Source organism: Pseudomonas fluorescens (assembly GCF_902497775.2).
Lineage (GTDB): Bacteria > Pseudomonadota > Gammaproteobacteria > Pseudomonadales > Pseudomonadaceae > Aquipseudomonas > Aquipseudomonas putida_F.
Genome location: NZ_OZ024668.1, coordinates 1,797,050 through 1,814,316 on the forward strand (window position 1 = coordinate 1,797,050; position 17,267 = coordinate 1,814,316).

The window sequence follows — 17,267 nt, forward strand, 5'->3', positions numbered from 1 at the left end:
GCAGCGTATTTGCGATGAGGCATCCTTTTTTTCGTCAATATCGACAATTCGAGACGTACGAAGAAAGGGCTGGCCGCAGGAGCAAACAATAAAAACAAGATTAGGAAACCCACATGCGCAAAGCATCAAGCTGGCTATTTGCAGGTGTGCTCGGCACATCGGCTGCGACCTCTGAGGCCGCGACTCTGGAAGAACGCATGGCCGCGTTTGAAGCTCGTACCAGTGCAGCGGAAAAGCGTGCAGCCGCAGCCGAACAGCAGACCCAAGCACTCGCCAGGGAACTGCAGCAGCTCAAACTTGCAACTCCCACCTTGCCGCCTGCGTCGACTTCGACTTCGACAGCGATTGCGGCGCCCACTTTGGATGCCCGGCTGGCAACATTGGAAGCCCGTCAGCAAAGCATGGAGAAGCAGGGCAGCAGCGGACATCTTACTGACGGCTTCAGCTTCAAGGGCTACGCCCGTTCCGGGCTGCTGATCAACGATGGACTTGGCGGTGGTCGTGGTGGCCCTTATACAACCCCTGCCGGTTCGGTCGGCGGGGCCGTCGGGCGACTCGGTAACGAAGACGACACCTACATGCGCATAGACCTCTCGAAAGAAGCCTATGCGCAAAACGGCACCCGTTCCAAATTCACGGTTTCCATCGCCGATGGAGTGGAAAGCTCCAACGACTGGACGGCCGATGAAAGTAACCTGAACGTGCGTCAGGTATTTGCAGAGCTCGACCATCTCGCTGCATTCAAGGGTAATTCAGTGTTTGAGAACGCCACCCTGTGGGCAGGCAAGCGATTCGACAGGGATAACTTCGACATCCACTGGCTGGACTCGGACGTCGTCTATCTGGCGGGCACCGGGGGGGGAATCTACGATATGCAGATGAACAACAATTGGCGCTCGAATTATTCCTTGATCGGGCGTAACTACGGGGATTTCAGTGAAGGCGGTATCAACGCCGATGTGGAAAGCTACATCCTGACCTCTAACCAGTTCTTTGATAATGGTCAGTGGCAGTGGATGTTCAATGCCATGGGCTCAAAGAAAAACGACATTGGCACCCGCAGCAATGAAGCGGGCCTGACGCCTGCGGATTCAGGCTTGCACAGCATGCTGGCCAATCACCAGAAAAACTTTCTCGGCAGGGAAGGCTTCTTCAAAACGGCACTGCTCTATGGGCAAGGTCTGGGGGCAGAGGTCAAGAATATCGGCTCGGATGGCGAACTGATCGACGATGCCCGCGCCTTGCGTCTGGCGCTTTACGGTGAGACACCCATTGCACCTGGCTGGCGCATCGGTCCCAGCGTGCTGGCCGAACAAAGCAAGGACAGGTACGTCAAGGGTGACGACTACCGTTGGATGACCCTGAACGTGCGCTTGGCCAATGAAATCAACAGCAATTTCGAGATGGCCTACGAAATAAGCTGGCAAACCATGGACCTCGATCCCAAGGGCTATAGGCAACGTAATGCGGTCGACGGTAACTTCTGGAAATTCACGGTTGCCCCGACATTCAAACCTGACGTTGGAGACCTTCTCACACGTCCCGAATTGCGAGTCTTCGCAAGTCTCATGAACTGGTCTTCGGATCTGGACAGATACAGCGCCACAGACAACTTCGGCAAGACGGACTTCAACGCCGGAGGTGTATGGCAATACGGTATTCAGATGGAAACCTGGTTTTAATATTTGAACGCGTCGGCCACCACGCCTTCACGCATCGAACCGGGCTCTTCACCCTGTGTATTGAGTCATTGTTTACCGGTCAAAGCTGATCAGCCTGCAGTTATCCCTACGATAAAGAACTGAGGAAATGACGATGGTATTGCCTCGCGCAGTCGTATTTGGCGAAGCCCTGACGGACCTTGTCCAAGGCCCCCCTGGACAGTGGAAGGGCTACCCAGGTGGTGCTCCTTGGAACGTTGCACGAGCACTAAGTCGCTTGGGGGTTAGCAGCGCGTTTGCTGGGGCAGTGAGCAAAGACTCACTGGGCGACGAGATAGTCTCGCAGTCGAAAGCTGCAGGGCTAGATATGAATTTCATCCAACGGGTAGATCGAGATCCTTTGGTCGCGATTGTTCTATCGAGCCGTCCTCCACGTTACTTTTTTGCAGGGGATGCCGATCTTTTTTTTGATCCAGATCAGATGCCCGAAGGATGGATCAACCAAGCAGAGCTGTGTCACTTCAGTTGCATCAGTTTGGCTCGACAACCACTCGCAGACAGGCTGGTTCAAATTGCTCAGGAGGCCAAGGGAGCCGGTAAACGGATTAGCTATGATCCCAATTGGCGCACGTTAATGGATCGCCATTATCGGGAGCAGACCTTCACTACGATGACCACCCTTGCTGACATGATCAAGCTTTCCGACGAAGACCTCCGGCACATTTATCCAGGGCTGACCGAATACCAGGCAATGGATGAGCTGCGTGCCCTGAATTCTCAGGCACACATCCTTTTTACCCGAGGGGAACACGGGATGATTCTCCTCACCCCGGACAGCCAGCTCGAACAGCCAGCTATTGCCGTGGAAGTGGAAGACACGGTGGGAGCAGGAGACGCTTGTATGGCCGGTTGGCTGGCTGCGCAGATGCTGGGGATCGCAGACTTGAACGAGCGCCTGCGATTTTCGGCGGCTTGCGCGTCCATATCGTGCCGTCATGCCGGAGCCCATGCTCCGGCACTGGCTGATGTAGAAGGTTTACTGAAGTTGCTAATGCATATCTGACCCTGGTTGCCGACGCTGCAAGCGGGCGGCCAGATTCAATAGCAGAGTCAGTACCGTTCCATTGCTCTGGATCGCGTTCACGTAGTACACGAGGCGCTCAATGTAGCCCACGGTCGGTACCCATTCCGCGCAGCTGCTGGTAAAGCTGCTCGGCCAAGCCCTTGCGGCCTTGCAGGCTGATATGGCGTTCCATGACGGGGGGGCATCCGCAGGCGTTGGTCTGCCGCTCAGGTTACCTGATTCGGCGCCGTTGATCCCCTGGCGCAACGCCTTTGTCCGCCGCGCGCCACACTCAATAGGTCGAGGTTCGCCGGTACCGCGGCGAACCGCTTGCGTGCACAGGAGAACTACCATGAGCCTGGGTTATCTGCTGGGTCTGAGCCTGTTGCTGGCGGCGACGGCCCAGGCCGCCACACCGGCCCCGGTCTACCACTACGGCATGCCCCTGGATGTGGCCCGGGTGCTGCAGTTGAGCGAACCGGCAAGCGATACCTGCGATGTGGTGCTGGCCAGCATGGTCTACGTCGACTCCGCTGGCCAGCAACACAACCTGCAGTACCTGAAACTGGCCCAGGTCTGCACTGACCGCGGTTAGTCCCAGGCTGGTGCCAGGCTCTCGGGGCTGGTCAGGCGCAGGCCGCTGTCGAGGGCGGCGATCTTGCCCATGTCGTCATCGCTGAGCTTGAGTTCGCGGGCCTTGAGGTTACCGGCCAGGTTCTCGCGCCGGGTCGAGGACGGGATCACCGCATAGCCCAGCTGCATGGCCCAGGCCAGGGTCACCTGCGCCGGGGTGGCGTTGTGCTGCGCGGCAATCTGCTGGATCACCGGGTCTTGCAGGACCTTGCCGTAGCCCAGGGTCATGTACGAGGTCACGGCAATGCCCTGGCTGTGCATGAAGTCCACCAGCTTGCGGTTCTGCAGGTACGGGTGCAGCTCGATCTGGTTGGTGGCGATGGCGTCTTTGCCGACGACATCGATGGCCTGGCGCAGCAGCTCGATGGTGAAGTTGGACACGCCGATCTGCCGGGTCAGGCCCTGTTGTTGCGCCTCGGCCAGGGCGCCCATGAACTCGCTGACGGCGACCGCGCCCTTGGGCGACGGCCAGTGGATCAGGGTCAGGTCCAGGTAGTCGCTGCGCAACTTGCTCAGGCTGTCCTTGAGGCTGGGGATCAGCTTGTCGGCGGCCAGGTTGTCGGTCCAGATCTTGCTGGTGATGAACAGCTCGCCACGCGGGATGCCACTGGTGGCCACGGCCTGGCCGACTTCGGCTTCGTTGCCGTAGATCTGCGCGGTGTCGATGGCGCGGTAACCGAGTTGCAGGGCGGTGGCCACCGAATCGATCACCACCTGATCCTTGAGGCGGAAGGTGCCAAGGCCGAGGGCGGGAATAGTCATGAGCGGGTTCCTCCAGTGCGGACGTTGATAAACAAGACGTGCAGTATTGCGACTGTGCGCGCGCAGAAAAATGCCCGTTGCGGCACAAGCTTTTTGCTTGCAGCGCACGAATGTCCCGGCAGTGGTAGCCTTGCAGGGTCAGTCGCAACGGATTCGCCCATGGCCCAGCACAAGCTCAGCATTCGTCAACGCAACGTTGACAACATCCTTCTGGCGGCGGAAAAGGTCTTCGCTGAAAAAGGCTTCGCCGGCACGGCCATGGCCGACATTGCCGAGGCTGCGCAACTGCCGCGCAGCAACGTGCACTATTACTTCAGCACCAAGGCCGAGCTGTACCAGGCGGTGTTGTTCGGCCTGCTCGATGTGTGGAAGCAGGATGCCTTGTGCTTTGAGCTGTATGACGATCCGCGCATCGTCTTGAGCAGTTATATCCGCGCCAAGATGAACCATTCGCGGACCCGGCCCCATGGCTCCAAGGTCTGGGCCAACGAGATCATCCATGGTGCGCCGAACCTCGGTGCGGCGCTGGACGATCCGCTGTACGACTGGGCCAAGATGAAAGAGGCGAAGATCCGCCAGTGGATCGACGATGGGCGAATCCTGCCGGTGGAACCGTCGGGCCTGCTCTACATGATCTGGGCCTCCACCCAGCACTACGCCGACTTCAGCCACCAGGTGGGCCTGCTCAACGATCACCAGCCGCTGTCGGAGCTGCAGTTCGAGCGGGCGGTGCAGACGGTAACCAGTGTGATTTTACGCGGAATTGGTCTGGAGCCCTGAAAGCATCGCGGGCTCGGCGCAGTCAGGCTATGTCACTGGCCTCGAACTGCGCCGCGAGAAAGTCCAGCAAGCTGCGCACCGACGGCAGCAACCCGCGCCGCGAAGCGAACACCGCGTGCACCACGCCGCACTCTGGCGCCCAGTTCGGCGTGGCTTGCACCAACCGTCCGGCATTGAGCTCTTCGCGAATTACCACCAGCGGCAGATGTACCGCCCCCACGCCCGCCACCGCCGCCTGGCGCAAAACAATCAGGTCATCGGTGACCAGCCGCGGGTTGTGGCGCAGGCTGGCGCGGGCGCCGTCGGGGCCGAGCAGGTGCCAGTGGTAATCGCGCTGCGGGTAACCCCAGTGCAGGCTGGGCAGGGTGCTCAGGTCCGCCGGCACCGGACGCTGTGGCAAGCGCTCCAGCAGGGACGGTGCCGCCACCAGGTACTGGGTGCTGCGCGCCAGTACCTTCATCACCAGGTCGCTGCTTTCCAGCGGCGGCACCCGTACGCGCAGGGCGATGTCGATGCCTTCCTGGATCAGGTCGACCTGGCGGTTGGTGCTTTCGATATGCAGTTGCACCAGCGGGCACTGGACCATGAAGCGGGTCAGCATCGCCCCCACCCAGAAATCCAGCAGCGCCGTCGGGCAACTCAAACGCACGATGCCTTGGGGTTCGGCGCGGTTGCGCTCGATCAGTTCGGCGGCGCCTTCGGCCTCCACCAGCATGGCCACGCAATGGCGGTAATAGGCCTGGCCAATTTCGGTCACCGAGAAGTGCCGGGTCGAGCGCTGGATCAGGCGCACCCCCAGACGCTCCTCGAGCCCGGCGATGCGCCGGCTGAGCTTGGATTTAGGCATGTCCAGGGCGCGGCCGGCCGGGGCAAAGCCGCCGTGATCGACTACCTGGGCGAAGTAGTAAAGGTCGTTGAGGTCTTCCACCAGTGTTCTCCAAATGGAACGCTGAAGGCAGTTTAACCGATCTACCGCCGATGTCGTTGCGCTCGTAAGGTATATCCATACACGAGAGGAGGCATCTCATGAAAAAGATCCAAGGCGTCTACAGCAGCCCAAACCCACACTGGGTGGGTGATGGCTTCCCGGTCCGTAGCCTGTTTACCTACGACAACCTGGCCCAGCACATCAGCCCGTTTCTGCTGCTGGACTATGCCGGCCCCCACGACTTCGCCCCGACCACGGCGCGTCGCGGGGTTGGCCAGCACCCTCATCGCGGTTTCGAAACCGTGACCATTGTCTACCAGGGCGAACTGGAACACCGCGACTCCACGGGCGCTGGCGGCCTGATCGGCCCGGGCGATGTGCAGTGGATGACCGCGGCCGGCGGGATTCTCCATGAAGAGTTCCACTCGCCAGCGTTCGCTGCCAAGGGCGGCACCCTGGAAATGGTCCAGCTGTGGGTCAACCTGCCGGCCAAAGACAAATCGGCGCCGGCCGGTTACCAGACCCTGCTCAGCACCGACATCCCGGTGGTGCCGTTGGGCAACGGTGCCGGCAGCCTGCGGGTAATTGCCGGCGCGTTCCGCGGCCACCAGGGCCCGGCGCAGACCTTTTCGCCCATGGATGTCTGGGACCTGCAGCTCAAGGCCGGCGCGCCGGTGCGCCTGCCCAGCGCTGCCGGGCGCAGCACCGCGCTGGTGGTGTTGCGCGGCCAGTTGCTGGTCAACGGCGAGCGTCAGGTTGGCGCCGCGCAACTGGTGCTGTTCGACCGCGCCGGCGACGAGCTGCTGCTTGAAGCGCAAAGCGATGTCTCGGTGCTGCTGCTCAGTGGCGAGCCGCTGGACGAGCCGATTGTCGGTTACGGCCCGTTCGTGATGAACAGCGACGCCGAAATCGCCGAAGCCTTTGACGACTTTCGTGCCGGGCGCTTCGGCCAGATGAATGGGCCCAGCGGTCCGCGTCACTAGAACTACGCTCAATAACCCGGCGGTCGCCCAGGAGGGCAGCCGTCGACCCTGGCTGCAAGCACGACTTGCAACCTGACATCGAGGAGAACGTGTCATGAGTACATTCGCCAACATTGCCAACTTCAACGGCCAGGTCCCGCGGATCGATCCTGAAAATGCCGCGATGCTGCTGATCGACCATCAGAGCGGCCTGTTCCAGACGGTCAAGGACATGCCCATGACGGAGCTGCGAGCCAATGCCATCACCCTGGCCAAGGTCGCCAGCCTGGCGAACATCCCGGTGATCACCACCGCCTCTGTGCCGCAAGGCCCCAACGGTCCGCTGATCCCGGAAATTCACGAAGCCGCGCCGCATGCGAAGTACGTCGCCCGTAAAGGTGAAATCAACGCCTGGGACAATCCCGAGTTCGTTGCAGCGGTCAAGGCCACCGGAAAGAAGCAGCTGATCATCGCCGGCACCATCACCAGCGTGTGCATGGCTTTCCCGAGCATCAGCGCAGTCGCCGAAGGCTACCAGGTGTTTGCCGTGATCGACGCCAGCGGCACCTATTCGAAGATGGCCCAGGAAATCACCCTGGCCCGGGTGATGCAGGCCGGCGTGGTGCCGATGGACACCGCCGCAGTGTGCTCGGAAGTCCAACGCAGCTGGAACCGTGCTGACGCCCAACAGTGGGCCGAAGCCTACAGTGCAGTGTTCCCGCACTATCAATTGCTGATCGAGAGTTACCTCAAGGCGCAGCAAGTGGCCAACGAGCACGAACAACTGGATTCCCAACGCTGATTCCACATCCCTGGTGCCCCGGCACCGGCTTACCACTGCAAGGAGTTAGACCATGAGCAAGCCCTACGTCCGCCTGGACAAGAACAACGCTGCGGTCCTGCTGGTAGATCATCAGACCGGCCTGCTGTCGCTGGTACGGGATATCGACCCGGACAAATTCAAGAACAACGTGCTGGCGGTCGGTGACCTGGCCAAGTACTTCAAGCTGCCGACCATCCTCACCACCAGCTTCGAAACCGGCCCCAACGGCCCGCTGGTGCCTGAGCTCAAGGAGCAGTTCCCCGACGCGCCGTACATTGCCCGCCCTGGGCAGATCAACGCCTGGGACAACGAAGATTTCGTCAAGGCAGTCAAGGCCACCGGCAAGAAGCAACTGATCATCGCGGGCGTCGTCACCGAGGTGTGCGTGGCCTTCCCGGCGCTGTCGGCCCTGGCCGAAGGCTTTGAGGTGTTTGTGGTCACCGACGCTTCCGGGACGTTCAACGCCCTGACCCGCGACTCGGCCTGGGACCGCATGTCGCAAGCCGGCGCCCAGCTGATGACCTGGTTCGGCCTGGCCTGTGAGCTGCACCGCGACTGGCGCAACGACATCGAAGGCCTGGGTACGCTGTTCTCCAACCACATCCCGGACTACCGTAACCTGATCACCAGCTACAACACCCTCAACAACGGCAAGTAACGCCGCTCACTGATCAAAGGCCGGGCACTCGCGTTGCCCGGCCGCCGTCGCTGCAGCGCGCAGAAGTTCATTGAAACTTCTGGCGTGACGATGCCTGCACAGGTGATGATCCAGCGATGAAATCCGCTTCCACCTTGCATGGCCATCGGCGCTCCGTGCGCCCCGGCACCGTTATCCATTTCTGGCTGCACTATCAGCCGCCTTTGCACTGGCCCGCGCTGCTGGGGTTTCTGGCTGCGCGGGCGATTGCCGGCGTCGAGAAGGTCGAGGCGGGCGGGTATGTACGCAGCGTCGTCCAGGGCCATCGCCAGGGGCTCGTCCAGGTGCGCCAGGCCTGTGGTCATCGGCTCAAAGTCACGGTTCAGGGTGTTGGCTCTGCGTCGTTGGCGGGCCTGCTGGCCAGGGTGCGAAGGGTGTTCGATCTGGATGCCGACCTGTACAGGATTGAACGGCAACTGCGCAGCGATGCGCTGATGGCAAAACTGATCGACCGTCGACCGGGCCTGCGCGTACCGCGAGGCTGGGACGCGTTCGAGCAGTCGATGCGCACGGTGCTTGGCCAGCAGATCAGCGTCGCCGGCGCCATCACGTTGGCCGGGCGCATGGTCGCAGGCTATGGTCAGGCCTTGTCGGCGCCGCTTCAGGCCGTGTCGGGTCTGACCCATGTGTTTCCCAGAGCGCAAGCCATCGCCGCTGCCGACCTTAGTGGCCTGGGCATGCCGCGCTCGCGGGCCGCGACCTTGTCGACCCTGGCCCGGGCACTGCTGGACAACCCGCAGTTGCTCCGCCCTGAGCGCGACCTGGAAGCCTGGGTCCAGCGCCTGTGCCGCCTGCGCGGCATCGGCCCGTGGAGCGCCCACTACCTGGCCTTGCGTCAGATGGGCGCGGCCGATGCGTTGCCGCTGGGGGACGTGGCCTTGATCAAGGCCTTGCGCCTGCTCGAAGGCCCGCAGGCGCAACTGGCGCAACGCGCTCAGGCCTGGAGCCCGTGGCGCGCCTATGCGGCCCAGCACCTGTGGGCGTCGTTGAATTGACTCAACTGGACTGGCGCCACTTCACATCGGTGATGCCGTAGCGCTCGGCCAGGGGCTTGCTGACTTTCTTCACTTTCTCGCGGCCATAACGACCGATGCGACCGACACCGGCGTCGCAACTTGCCCAGTGCCAGGCTTCGGCGTTGTCCATCGTCTCGGCGCGGATGATGAAGGACTTGTGATCGCCGTGAAGCTGGTAGTCGATGACGAACAGTTTTGCGTTGTTCATGGGCCTTGAAAGATCCTTACAGAGCAGTGACCAAGAAAATCCCTTCAATGCCTCTAGTGAGTGCTGCGCCTGCGGAAAAATTCCATCGGATTTCACCCCGTCAGTGCGTTCCACTGATGGTCAGGTGCCGGGCATCCTTTTCGAACACCACCTGCTCCAGCCGATGGGCGATGCCGTAGGCCAGCGAGTCGTAGGCGGGGATGACCTTTTCTTCGGTCGACAGGCAATGAAAGATGTCCAGCTTGCGTTCGGCCTGGGCGGTCTCCAGCTCGAAAATGCGCACATAGCGCTCCAGGTCGTTGTTCAGGCTCGACAGGTATTCGCGCAGGCGCGAATGGTCCACCGCGCTCTGGCTGAAGTGCCAGGTCATGGGGTGGATGAGAAAGCGTGAATGGGGGGCGGCGACGCGCTCGGCGGCGGCCAGGTACATGATGATGCCCATCGATTCGATGTTGCCGGCATTGACCGCGCACAACGGCACCGGCAAGGACTTGAGAAAGCTGTAGAGCGAGAAGCCGAAGTTGGTGCTGCCGCCGGTGGTCGACAAAAACAGCAGCAACGAAGTGGCGCCCTCGTCGACGGCTTGCAGGCACCGATCGCGAAAGCGCTCGGTGGTGTCCTGATCGATCTGGCAATGAAAGTGGATCACCTGTTGGCTCATTGCAGTGCCTCGGGACCGACGCACGAGACGTGCGCCGGCCTTTCGTCCGTCAGCTACGGCCGCCACCACTTGGTTTGCGGGCCTGGTCTTTGTCCATGTCAGGCTTGCGGGTCTGGCCACCTGCGGTACCGCCCGAGGCCTGGCCACCTTTTTTCCCGGCATCAGACGCTTTTTGCTTGTCGTTAGCGAAATTCCCGGGATTCGAAGTGCCTTTGTTAGCCATGATTCTCTTCCTCTTGTGAATGTTCGCAAGGCGTTTGCCTTACACAGGTTGGGAGGAGGGCGCGCAGGGCAAAGTTTGAAATATTTCGCCGTGGCGGGACGAACGGTCCGCCTGCGCCGCAGCCCTTGCGATTGATCATTGCTGCCCTGCATGGGGAAGCGGCGCGGCATCAGCAATTTCAATTGGCATCGAGGGCCGATGGGGTACTAACTGAATAGTCGGGGCCTCCGACACGAGGATCGCAGCATGTCACTGATTGGCGTTTCCACCCTTGAGTTGTGTCATATGATCGAACAGGCATTGCTGCCTGAGCACAGCGTTGTGTCCTGCACCGATGGCGAGCACCTGACCATTCAAGTGGGCCAGGGCGATAGCCTGGGCGACTGCCTGACCGTCACTGGCATCAAGGTGCACAGCCTGACCACCTGCCACGAACTGGCCGTCCTGGTTGCCCAAGTACGTGAAGAACAGCGCCTGGGGCGCAGCCAGATTCCGCTCAAGCCCCAGGCACTTGCCTGAAATACCGTGTGCCTGCGCTCAGCCGAGGCTGGCCGGGCGCAGGTATTCAGGGCTGAGGACGTTGAACCAGAACAGGATCATCGCCACCAGGATGGTCACCAGCACCAGCAGCCCTACTGCCCAGACACTGGTCGAGTACAGCAGGCCGTCTTCCTTGCGCAGGCGCAGGAAGGTCGGCAGGCCGACGTACAGCAAAAAGGTCGCATAGGCCGAAGCCGCACCGAGCACGATCAGCGCCAGCCAGCGCCCGGGGTAGAGCCCGGCGACACCGGCGACGAAGTACGGCGTGGCGGTGTAGGCGGCAAAGCCGATGCACTGGTTGAGGCTGGGGCGAGCATCGAAGGTACGCGACATCCAGCGAATGAACCCGCCCATGATCATCACCCCGACTACGCTCGCGGCATACAGCAGCACCCCGAGCTCAGCGGCGCTGGCCACGCTCAGGCGCACGCGCTCGGTCCCGGCCAGGCTCCAGCCAATACTGGTGGTCCCGATGAACAGGCACAGGGCGGGAATCAGCGCCATCAGCAGCAGGTGCGGCAGGTAGTGGCGCGGGTGCAGTTCTTCTTCCTGGCGGATTTCCATCCAGGCATCGTCAGGGTGAGTGAAGAGTTGAACCAGATGGGTACTCATGGTGACCTCCGGTTAAGCAGGGCTGGAAACACCTCTCCCTATTGCGGTGTACACCGATCCATTGTGGGAGCGGGCTTGACCCGCGATAGGGCCTGTACTGACAACCTCCTGTCTGTGGATTCACCGGCCTCATCGCGATTCAATTCGAATCGTCGCACCGCCGCCCCCACAGGTACTTATTGCAGCTCAAGCTGCAACTGCAAACCGCCGTCATCACAGCGCCGGTGATACTGGACGATTGCGCGATAGGTACGACCTTCCCAGACAAACGCCACGCTGTGCGAGCGTTCGAGCTTGGCCGGCACCGGGGCGCTCACTTGCATGCGCAGGCCGGGCAAGCCGTTGATGTTCAGCGGCGCCAGTTGTACTTCACATTCGGCGCTGTGGGCTACCGGACCGAACAGCGTGTCCTGAACGAAGTCGATCTGCAGGCAGGTCGGGCAGGCCGGGTTGACCTTTCTCATACCAGGAGCCTCCTTCAGTTCTTGCGGTGCGCGTTCTGCAGTTGCTTGGCCAGATCAAGCAGGTGCTGATTGGCTTTAGTGTGATCCTTGATCATCTGCTGGGCAAACGCCTTTTCGTCGAGTTCAGTTTTATTGAGCTGGCGGACCGTCGGTCGGGGCCGGCGGCAAACCTTCACGGCCCGGCGCAGTCAGACAGACAAAGGGCCCTTCACTTGCCAGTGGGAGAACGTCATGGCCAGAGCCATCTGGAAAGGTGCCATCAGCTTCGGCCTGGTGCATATCCCGGTGTCGTTGAGTACCGCGATCAGCAGCGACCGGGTCGACTTCGATTGGCTCGATGAACGCAGCATGGAACCGGTGGGCTACAAGCGGGTAAACAAGGTCACCGGCAAGGAAATCGCCCGCGAGCATATCGTCAAGGGCGTGCAGTACCAGAAGGGTCAGTACGTGGTGATCAGCGAGGAGGAGATCCGCAAGGCCCGCCCCGAGGCGACCCAGACCATCGATATATTCTCGTTCGTCGACAGTGACGAAATCCCCCTGCAGCAGTTCGACACCCCGTATTACCTGAGCCCCGACCGGCGTGGCGGCAAGGTCTATGCCTTGCTGCGCGAGACCCTGGAAAGCACGGGCAAGGTTGCCTTGGCCAAGGTGGTGCTGCACACCCAGCAGCACCTGGCGCTGCTGCGCCCGCTGGAGGACGCCCTGGTCATGATCACCCTGCGCTGGCCCGAGGAAGTGCGTGGCCTGGACAGCCTGGAGCTGGATGCCAGCGTGCGCGATTCGAGCATCGACAAGCGCGAGCTGCAGATGGCCAAGCGCCTGGTCGAGGACATGAGCGGGCACTGGACGCCTGCGGACTACCGCAACGACTTCAAGGACACCATCATGAGCCTGGTCGAAGAGAAGGCCAGCCAGGGCAAGATCGCCACGGTCGAGGCGCCGGAGGGCGAAGGCGAACAGAAGAGCGCCGATATCATCGACCTCACCGAACTGCTCAAACGCAGCCTGGGTGGACGTAAACCGGCGGCGAAGAAAGCGGCGCCAGCGGCGAAAAAGCCCGCTGGAACCAGTAAACCACGCAAAAAGGCCTGATCAGCCGCTCACCGGGGTTTCATGCAGATGGCGCCAGCACAGGGCGCCATTGTCATCGCGCTCGAACACCGCGGTCGAGCGGCGCAGCGAGCGATTGCCTGCGCCATCGACCTGCCATTCACGATAACCGACCACGCTCAGGCTCGGCCCTTCGGCGATCAGCTGCAGCTCATCGATGCTGATTTCCAGCCCGGCGCGCTGGCCGTGGGCGTGTTCGAACAGTCGCTGCAGGCCCCGATAATCGACGACCTGGCCGGGCAGGTTGATCATCGAGAACTGGGCGCTGAAGCGTGCCATCAACGGGTCAAGCTCAGCGGCGGGGGCCGTGCCGGACAGCCATTGCTGGATCGCCACGTGGGCGTCGATAACTTCTTTGAAAGCGGGATGGGTTTGGCTCATGGGCAGGGCTCAAGTGGTTGCGCTGGTAAGCCCGAGGGCGCGAGCCCCAGGCAGTTTCAACACCATCGCCAGCGGCAGCAGGGTCAGCAGCGCGGCGAGGATGAAGGTGTGCTGGAAAGCCTGTACGCCGGGCAGCAGTTGATTGAGCACGGCGCCGAGCACGGCGACACCGAGGCAGAAGCTCAACTGGCGGTTGAGGTTCCACAAGGCGCTGGCCTGGCCCATCTGCTGCGCCGCGATGGCCAGGAACGCGAGGCTTTGCGCGCTGCTGCTGCACAGGCTGCTGCCAAGGCCAAGCAGGGCAAAGATCACCGCCAGCCAGGCGTGATGCCCGGCAACCCAGGGCAAGGCCAGCCACAGCAGGGCGGCGCACTGGATCAGCATCCCGGCGATCAACAGGCGCTTGGGCCCGGTCAGGTTGAAGCGCCAGCGGACCAAGGCAATCGCGCCCAAGGCGCCCACTGACCAGGGCAGCATCAGCGCGCCGGTGGCCGTGGCGCTCAGCCCGAGGCGCTGTTGCAGGTACAAGGCTGCCACCAGGTTGGCGCCGATGAACACCCCCGGCACGCACAGGTAGATCAGCATCGCCGTGCGCAGCAGCGGCTGGCTGAGCAGACGTAGGTCGAGCATCGGCTGTGGCGCCGGCAACGGCTGGTTTGCCGGCAGCCAGGCCAGCACCAGTGCGCCAGTCATCAGCGTCAGCGGCAGCATGGCAAAGAAAATCCAGCGCCACGAACCCTGATCGACCACCACCCCGCCCAATGCCGGCGACAAGGCCGGTACCAGCAGGGCGACCATCATCACCAGCGAGGTCAGGTGGTGGCGCTGCTCAGGCGCATACAAGCGATAAGCCATGGCCTGGCCCACCGGAATCAACAGGCCGCCACCCAGGCCTTGCAGCAGGCGCCAGGCAAGCAGGCTTTCGATCGAGCCAGCGCTGCCAGCCAGCGTCGAGCCGAGGCCGAACAGGGCCAGCGACAGCAGCAGCGTCTGCCGTTCACCCAGCCGTGTGGCCAGCCAGGTGCCCAGCGGGATGACCAGGGTCAGGCCGAGCATGTACAGGTTGCTGGTCCAGCTCAGTTGCGCCACCGAGGCGTGCAGTTCCTGGCCCAGCGCCGGGTAGGCGGCGTTGAGGGCGAACATGTTGAGCAGGTCGAGGGTGAAACCCAGCAGATAGACCAGGGTAACTTTCGTGCGATCGGGCATGGGCAATTCGAGGGGCCGAAGAAAGGCGCAGTCTAGAGCCTTGCTGGTGCTTGAATAAGGCGCGTAAACCCGGCAAATTGATCTAATTATTTTGACAATGGCGAATGCACCGCATGGTCAGCCTCGACCGTTTCGAACTGTTCTGCGCTGTGGTTCAGGCCGGCTCCTTCACCGGCGCCGCCGAGCGTTTGCAGCAAACCCGCGCTGCGGTCAGCTTCAGCATCAAGCAGCTGGAGGCGGAACTTGGCGTGACCTTGCTGACTCGCACCACCCGCCGCATCGCCCTGACCGATGCAGGCGAGCGCTTTTACCAGCGTTGCCTGCAAGTGGTTGAAGAGGCACGCATCGCCATCGATGAAGCGCGCGCCGAGCATGCCGGCCTGCAGGGCAGCCTGCGGATCACCTCCACGGTTGAGTACGGGCTGAAAGTCCTCGCTCCGGCGCTGCAGGCGTTCTGCCGCCTGCACCCGGACTTGAGCGTACGCCTGGAAACCCACACCACGCAGGCCGACCTTGTGCGCGAGCGCTTCGATGTCGCCATTCGCCTGGGTCAGGTGCAGGACTCCAACTACCGGGGCGTGTGCCTGGCTTACTATGAAGTGCGCCTGGTGCTGGCGCCGGCGCTACTGGCGGCGCATGGCGCTGCGCTGATCGGTGCCCCGGAGCAACTGGCCAGGCTGCCGCAACTGGTGCACAGCCGCTTCGAGCAGAACAACCGTTGGGCGCTGGTCGACAGCAAGGCGCGCAAGGTTGTGTATGAGCCGCAGGGCACGCCGTTGCTGGTCGCCGACAATGCTTCGATCCTGCGTGCCTTTGCCGTGCAGGGCGCAGGCGTGGCCCTGTTGCCGGACTGGCTGGTGGCTGATGAGCTGGCCAGCGGGCAGTTGCTCGATGCGCTGCCCGGGTGCCGCTTTGCGCCCCAGGGCGTGTACGCCCTGTATCCGTCGAGCCGGCATGTGCCGCGCAAGGTCCGCGCCTGGCTCGACTTCATCAAGGCTTACCTTGGTGAAGCGGGCGCAGGAGCCTGAGGCAACCCCGCCCCCAGCAACAGGTAGTCGTCAGCCTTGAAACGGTGGGCGATCGCCCAGTACTGAGTGCTGAATCCAGGCCAGAGGGTGGTGACCTTGCCGCTGGCCTTGTCCTGGTACCAGCTCTTGCAGCCGGTCACCCATACCGATTTTTCCAGGCGCTGCTGCAGCTTCTGGTTGTAACGGGCCTGGACCTCGCGCTTGACCTCCACCACCTGGGCATCGCGTTGCCGGGCAGCCTTCAGGGCGCCGACGATGTGTGCCACGTTGGCTTCGATCATGAAGACCATCGAGTTATGCCCCAAGCCGGTGTTCGGTCCGGTGATCAGGAACAGGTTGGGAAAACCGCTGACGCTGGCGCCGACATAGGCTTCGGCACCCTGTGCCCAGGCCTCGTTCAGTTCACGGCCCAGTCGCCCGCGTATGCTGAGCTTGCACAGCGCTTCGGTGGCCTGGAAGCCGGTACCGAAGATAATCGCGTCGACCTCATGCAAGCGGCCATCGCAGGTCAATATGCCGGTGGGGGTGATGCGTTCGATGGCATCGCTCACCAGCGAGGTGTTGGCCCGTTGCAAGGCGGGGTACCAGTCATCCGAAATGAGGATACGCTTGCAACCCATTACATAATTGGGCGTGAGGCGGGCCCGCAACTGGGGATCGGCGACTTGCCGGTGCAGGTGTTGCAGGGCGATCTTCTCACCCAGGGCCATGTACTTGGGGTCAACCACCGTGCCAAGGGCCTGTACTTCGTTCAGCCAGTGAATGCCCCAGCGCTTGAGCCGCATCACCCCCGGCAGGTAGCGGTAAAGCGCTTTGCGCAAGGTGCCGAAGGGGCGGTCCTGGCGCGGTACGATCCACGCCGGGGTGCGCTGAAACACGCTGAGCCGCTCGACGCGCGGGGCAATTCGCGGCACGAACTGGATGGCGCTGGCTCCGCTGCCGATCACCGCCACGCGCTTGCCTTGCAGGGTATAGTCGTGGTCCCAGCGCGCCGAGTGAAAGGTGCGACCGGCAAAGGTGTCCAGGCCCTCCAGGCGGGGTATCACAGGTTCGCTCAAACCGCCGGTACCGAGGATCAGAAACCGGCAGCGCAGTGGCCCAGCGTTGGTCTCTACCTGCCAGATCAGGCGGCTAGGATCAAAGGTTGCAGCGCTGACCAGGGTGTTGAAACGCGTGTGTTCGAGCAACCCGTTCCGTTCGGCACTGGCCTGCAGATAGGCGAGGATTTCGGCCTGGCCCGGATAGGTGCGTGACCAGTGCGGGTTGAGCATGAACGAGAAGGAATACAGGTGCGAAGGGATGTCGCAGGCTGCGCCGGGGTAATGGTTGTCACGCCAGGTGCCGCCCACCGTAGCGCCGCGCTCCAGCAGCACAACCGAGCGCAAACCCGCCTGGCGCAGCTTGATGGCCATGCACTGCCCGGAGAAGCCGGTGCCGACGATGATTACCTCGGCGTCCAGGGCCGTCGAAAGCGTGGGTCTTGGTTGATTGATCACATCGTTCTCC

General features: G+C 62.2%; 22 protein-coding genes. 11 read left to right on the forward strand and 11 right to left on the reverse strand.

The window, feature by feature from the left end; translation table 11 throughout:
* The first annotated feature begins 113 nt into the window (after positions 1 to 113).
* The 3 genes from F8N82_RS08345 (at position 114) to F8N82_RS08355 (ending at position 3,319) form a co-directional block, all read left to right on the forward strand.
* Entirely contained in the window at positions 114 to 1,682 is a 1,569-nt protein-coding gene (locus tag F8N82_RS08345) for a carbohydrate porin (protein ID WP_038994797.1), read from the forward strand.
* Between the two features lie 133 nt (positions 1,683 to 1,815).
* The gene (locus F8N82_RS08350) at positions 1,816 to 2,724 is read left to right on the forward strand and encodes a carbohydrate kinase family protein (protein WP_038999293.1); all 909 of its coding nucleotides are present in this window, start codon (positions 1,816 to 1,818) and stop codon (positions 2,722 to 2,724) included.
* Positions 2,725 to 3,076: 352 nt separating this feature from the next.
* A complete protein-coding gene (locus tag F8N82_RS08355) occupies positions 3,077 to 3,319 on the forward strand; it encodes a DUF2790 domain-containing protein (protein ID WP_038994798.1) in 243 nt (80 codons plus the stop codon).
* On the opposite strand, the gene dkgB is transcribed toward F8N82_RS08355, so the two are convergent.
* Complete coding sequence (dkgB, locus tag F8N82_RS08360; RefSeq protein ID WP_038994799.1) at positions 3,316 to 4,119, reverse strand: 2,5-didehydrogluconate reductase DkgB; 804 nt, start codon at positions 4,117 to 4,119, stop codon at positions 3,316 to 3,318. The two genes, F8N82_RS08355 and dkgB, sit on opposite strands and share 4 nt — an antisense overlap.
* 159 nt (positions 4,120 to 4,278) lie before the next feature.
* Between dkgB and F8N82_RS08365 the strand changes: the two genes are divergently transcribed.
* The gene (locus F8N82_RS08365; RefSeq protein ID WP_038994800.1) at positions 4,279 to 4,899 is read left to right on the forward strand and encodes a TetR/AcrR family transcriptional regulator; all 621 of its coding nucleotides are present in this window, start codon (positions 4,279 to 4,281) and stop codon (positions 4,897 to 4,899) included.
* A gap of 22 nt (positions 4,900 to 4,921) precedes the next feature.
* Here F8N82_RS08365 and F8N82_RS08370 read toward each other — a convergent pair whose 3' ends face one another.
* Positions 4,922 to 5,830: a LysR family transcriptional regulator gene (locus F8N82_RS08370; protein ID WP_095162858.1), complete on the reverse strand. Its 909-nt coding sequence runs from the start codon at positions 5,828 to 5,830 to the stop codon at positions 4,922 to 4,924.
* Positions 5,831 to 5,925: 95 nt separating this feature from the next.
* Between F8N82_RS08370 and F8N82_RS08375 the strand changes: the two genes are divergently transcribed.
* The 4 genes from F8N82_RS08375 (at position 5,926) to F8N82_RS08390 (ending at position 9,304) form a co-directional block, all read left to right on the forward strand.
* Positions 5,926 to 6,810, forward strand: coding sequence for a pirin family protein (locus F8N82_RS08375; protein ID WP_038994802.1), 885 nt, complete (start codon positions 5,926 to 5,928; stop codon positions 6,808 to 6,810).
* Positions 6,811 to 6,904: 94 nt separating this feature from the next.
* Positions 6,905 to 7,591: a hydrolase gene (locus tag F8N82_RS08380; protein WP_038994803.1), complete on the forward strand. Its 687-nt coding sequence runs from the start codon at positions 6,905 to 6,907 to the stop codon at positions 7,589 to 7,591.
* A 52-nt stretch (positions 7,592 to 7,643) separates the two neighbouring features.
* Positions 7,644 to 8,270 (forward strand): isochorismate family cysteine hydrolase YcaC, encoded by a 627-nt coding sequence (ycaC, locus tag F8N82_RS08385; RefSeq protein WP_038994804.1) that lies wholly within the window; start codon positions 7,644 to 7,646, stop codon positions 8,268 to 8,270.
* A 116-nt stretch (positions 8,271 to 8,386) separates the two neighbouring features.
* Positions 8,387 to 9,304 (forward strand): DNA-3-methyladenine glycosylase family protein, encoded by a 918-nt coding sequence (locus tag F8N82_RS08390; protein ID WP_052251431.1) that lies wholly within the window; start codon positions 8,387 to 8,389, stop codon positions 9,302 to 9,304.
* Between the two features lies 1 nt (position 9,305).
* Here F8N82_RS08390 and F8N82_RS08395 read toward each other — a convergent pair whose 3' ends face one another.
* The 3 genes from F8N82_RS08395 to F8N82_RS08405 all read right to left on the reverse strand — a co-directional run bounded on the left by F8N82_RS08395 (position 9,306) and on the right by F8N82_RS08405 (position 10,417).
* Positions 9,306 to 9,533 carry a DUF6555 family protein gene (locus F8N82_RS08395; RefSeq protein ID WP_038994805.1) on the reverse strand — a complete coding sequence of 76 codons (228 nt, stop codon included), beginning with the start codon at positions 9,531 to 9,533 and terminating at the stop codon, positions 9,306 to 9,308.
* A gap of 100 nt (positions 9,534 to 9,633) precedes the next feature.
* On the reverse strand, positions 9,634 to 10,194 hold the full coding sequence (locus F8N82_RS08400; protein WP_038994806.1) for an ATP-dependent Clp protease proteolytic subunit: 561 nt from the start codon (positions 10,192 to 10,194) through the stop codon (positions 9,634 to 9,636).
* A gap of 49 nt (positions 10,195 to 10,243) precedes the next feature.
* Entirely contained in the window at positions 10,244 to 10,417 is a 174-nt protein-coding gene (locus F8N82_RS08405; RefSeq protein WP_080764720.1) for a KGG domain-containing protein, read from the reverse strand.
* 246 nt (positions 10,418 to 10,663) lie between these two features.
* Here F8N82_RS08405 and F8N82_RS08410 point away from each other — a divergent pair, with 246 nt between their 5' ends.
* Positions 10,664 to 10,936 (forward strand): DUF1652 domain-containing protein, encoded by a 273-nt coding sequence (locus tag F8N82_RS08410; protein WP_052251432.1) that lies wholly within the window; start codon positions 10,664 to 10,666, stop codon positions 10,934 to 10,936.
* Between the two features lie 18 nt (positions 10,937 to 10,954).
* On the opposite strand, the gene F8N82_RS08415 is transcribed toward F8N82_RS08410, so the two are convergent.
* The 3 genes from F8N82_RS08415 to F8N82_RS08425 all read right to left on the reverse strand — a co-directional run bounded on the left by F8N82_RS08415 (position 10,955) and on the right by F8N82_RS08425 (position 12,209).
* Positions 10,955 to 11,569: a Yip1 family protein gene (locus F8N82_RS08415; RefSeq protein WP_038994807.1), complete on the reverse strand. Its 615-nt coding sequence runs from the start codon at positions 11,567 to 11,569 to the stop codon at positions 10,955 to 10,957.
* 176 nt (positions 11,570 to 11,745) lie between these two features.
* Entirely contained in the window at positions 11,746 to 12,033 is a 288-nt protein-coding gene (locus F8N82_RS08420; RefSeq protein WP_038994809.1) for a hypothetical protein, read from the reverse strand.
* Between the two features lie 14 nt (positions 12,034 to 12,047).
* A complete protein-coding gene (locus F8N82_RS08425) occupies positions 12,048 to 12,209 on the reverse strand; it encodes a DUF4142 domain-containing protein (protein WP_224793760.1) in 162 nt (53 codons plus the stop codon).
* A 55-nt stretch (positions 12,210 to 12,264) separates the two neighbouring features.
* On the opposite strand from F8N82_RS08425, the gene F8N82_RS08430 reads away from it, so the two are divergent.
* On the forward strand, positions 12,265 to 13,128 hold the full coding sequence (locus tag F8N82_RS08430; protein WP_038994810.1) for a Ku protein: 864 nt from the start codon (positions 12,265 to 12,267) through the stop codon (positions 13,126 to 13,128).
* On the opposite strand, the gene F8N82_RS08435 is transcribed toward F8N82_RS08430, so the two are convergent.
* Both F8N82_RS08435 and F8N82_RS08440 read right to left on the reverse strand, forming a co-directional pair.
* On the reverse strand, positions 13,129 to 13,527 hold the full coding sequence (locus tag F8N82_RS08435) for a hypothetical protein (protein ID WP_038994811.1): 399 nt from the start codon (positions 13,525 to 13,527) through the stop codon (positions 13,129 to 13,131).
* A gap of 9 nt (positions 13,528 to 13,536) precedes the next feature.
* A complete protein-coding gene (locus F8N82_RS08440; protein ID WP_038994812.1) occupies positions 13,537 to 14,733 on the reverse strand; it encodes an MFS transporter in 1,197 nt (398 codons plus the stop codon).
* Positions 14,734 to 14,846: 113 nt separating this feature from the next.
* On the opposite strand from F8N82_RS08440, the gene F8N82_RS08445 reads away from it, so the two are divergent.
* Positions 14,847 to 15,761, forward strand: coding sequence for a LysR family transcriptional regulator (locus F8N82_RS08445; RefSeq protein ID WP_038994813.1), 915 nt, complete (start codon positions 14,847 to 14,849; stop codon positions 15,759 to 15,761).
* On the opposite strand, the gene F8N82_RS08450 is transcribed toward F8N82_RS08445, so the two are convergent.
* On the reverse strand, positions 15,731 to 17,257 hold the full coding sequence (locus F8N82_RS08450) for a flavin-containing monooxygenase (protein ID WP_224793759.1): 1,527 nt from the start codon (positions 17,255 to 17,257) through the stop codon (positions 15,731 to 15,733). The two genes, F8N82_RS08445 and F8N82_RS08450, sit on opposite strands and share 31 nt — an antisense overlap.
* Positions 17,258 to 17,267 lie beyond the last annotated feature (10 nt).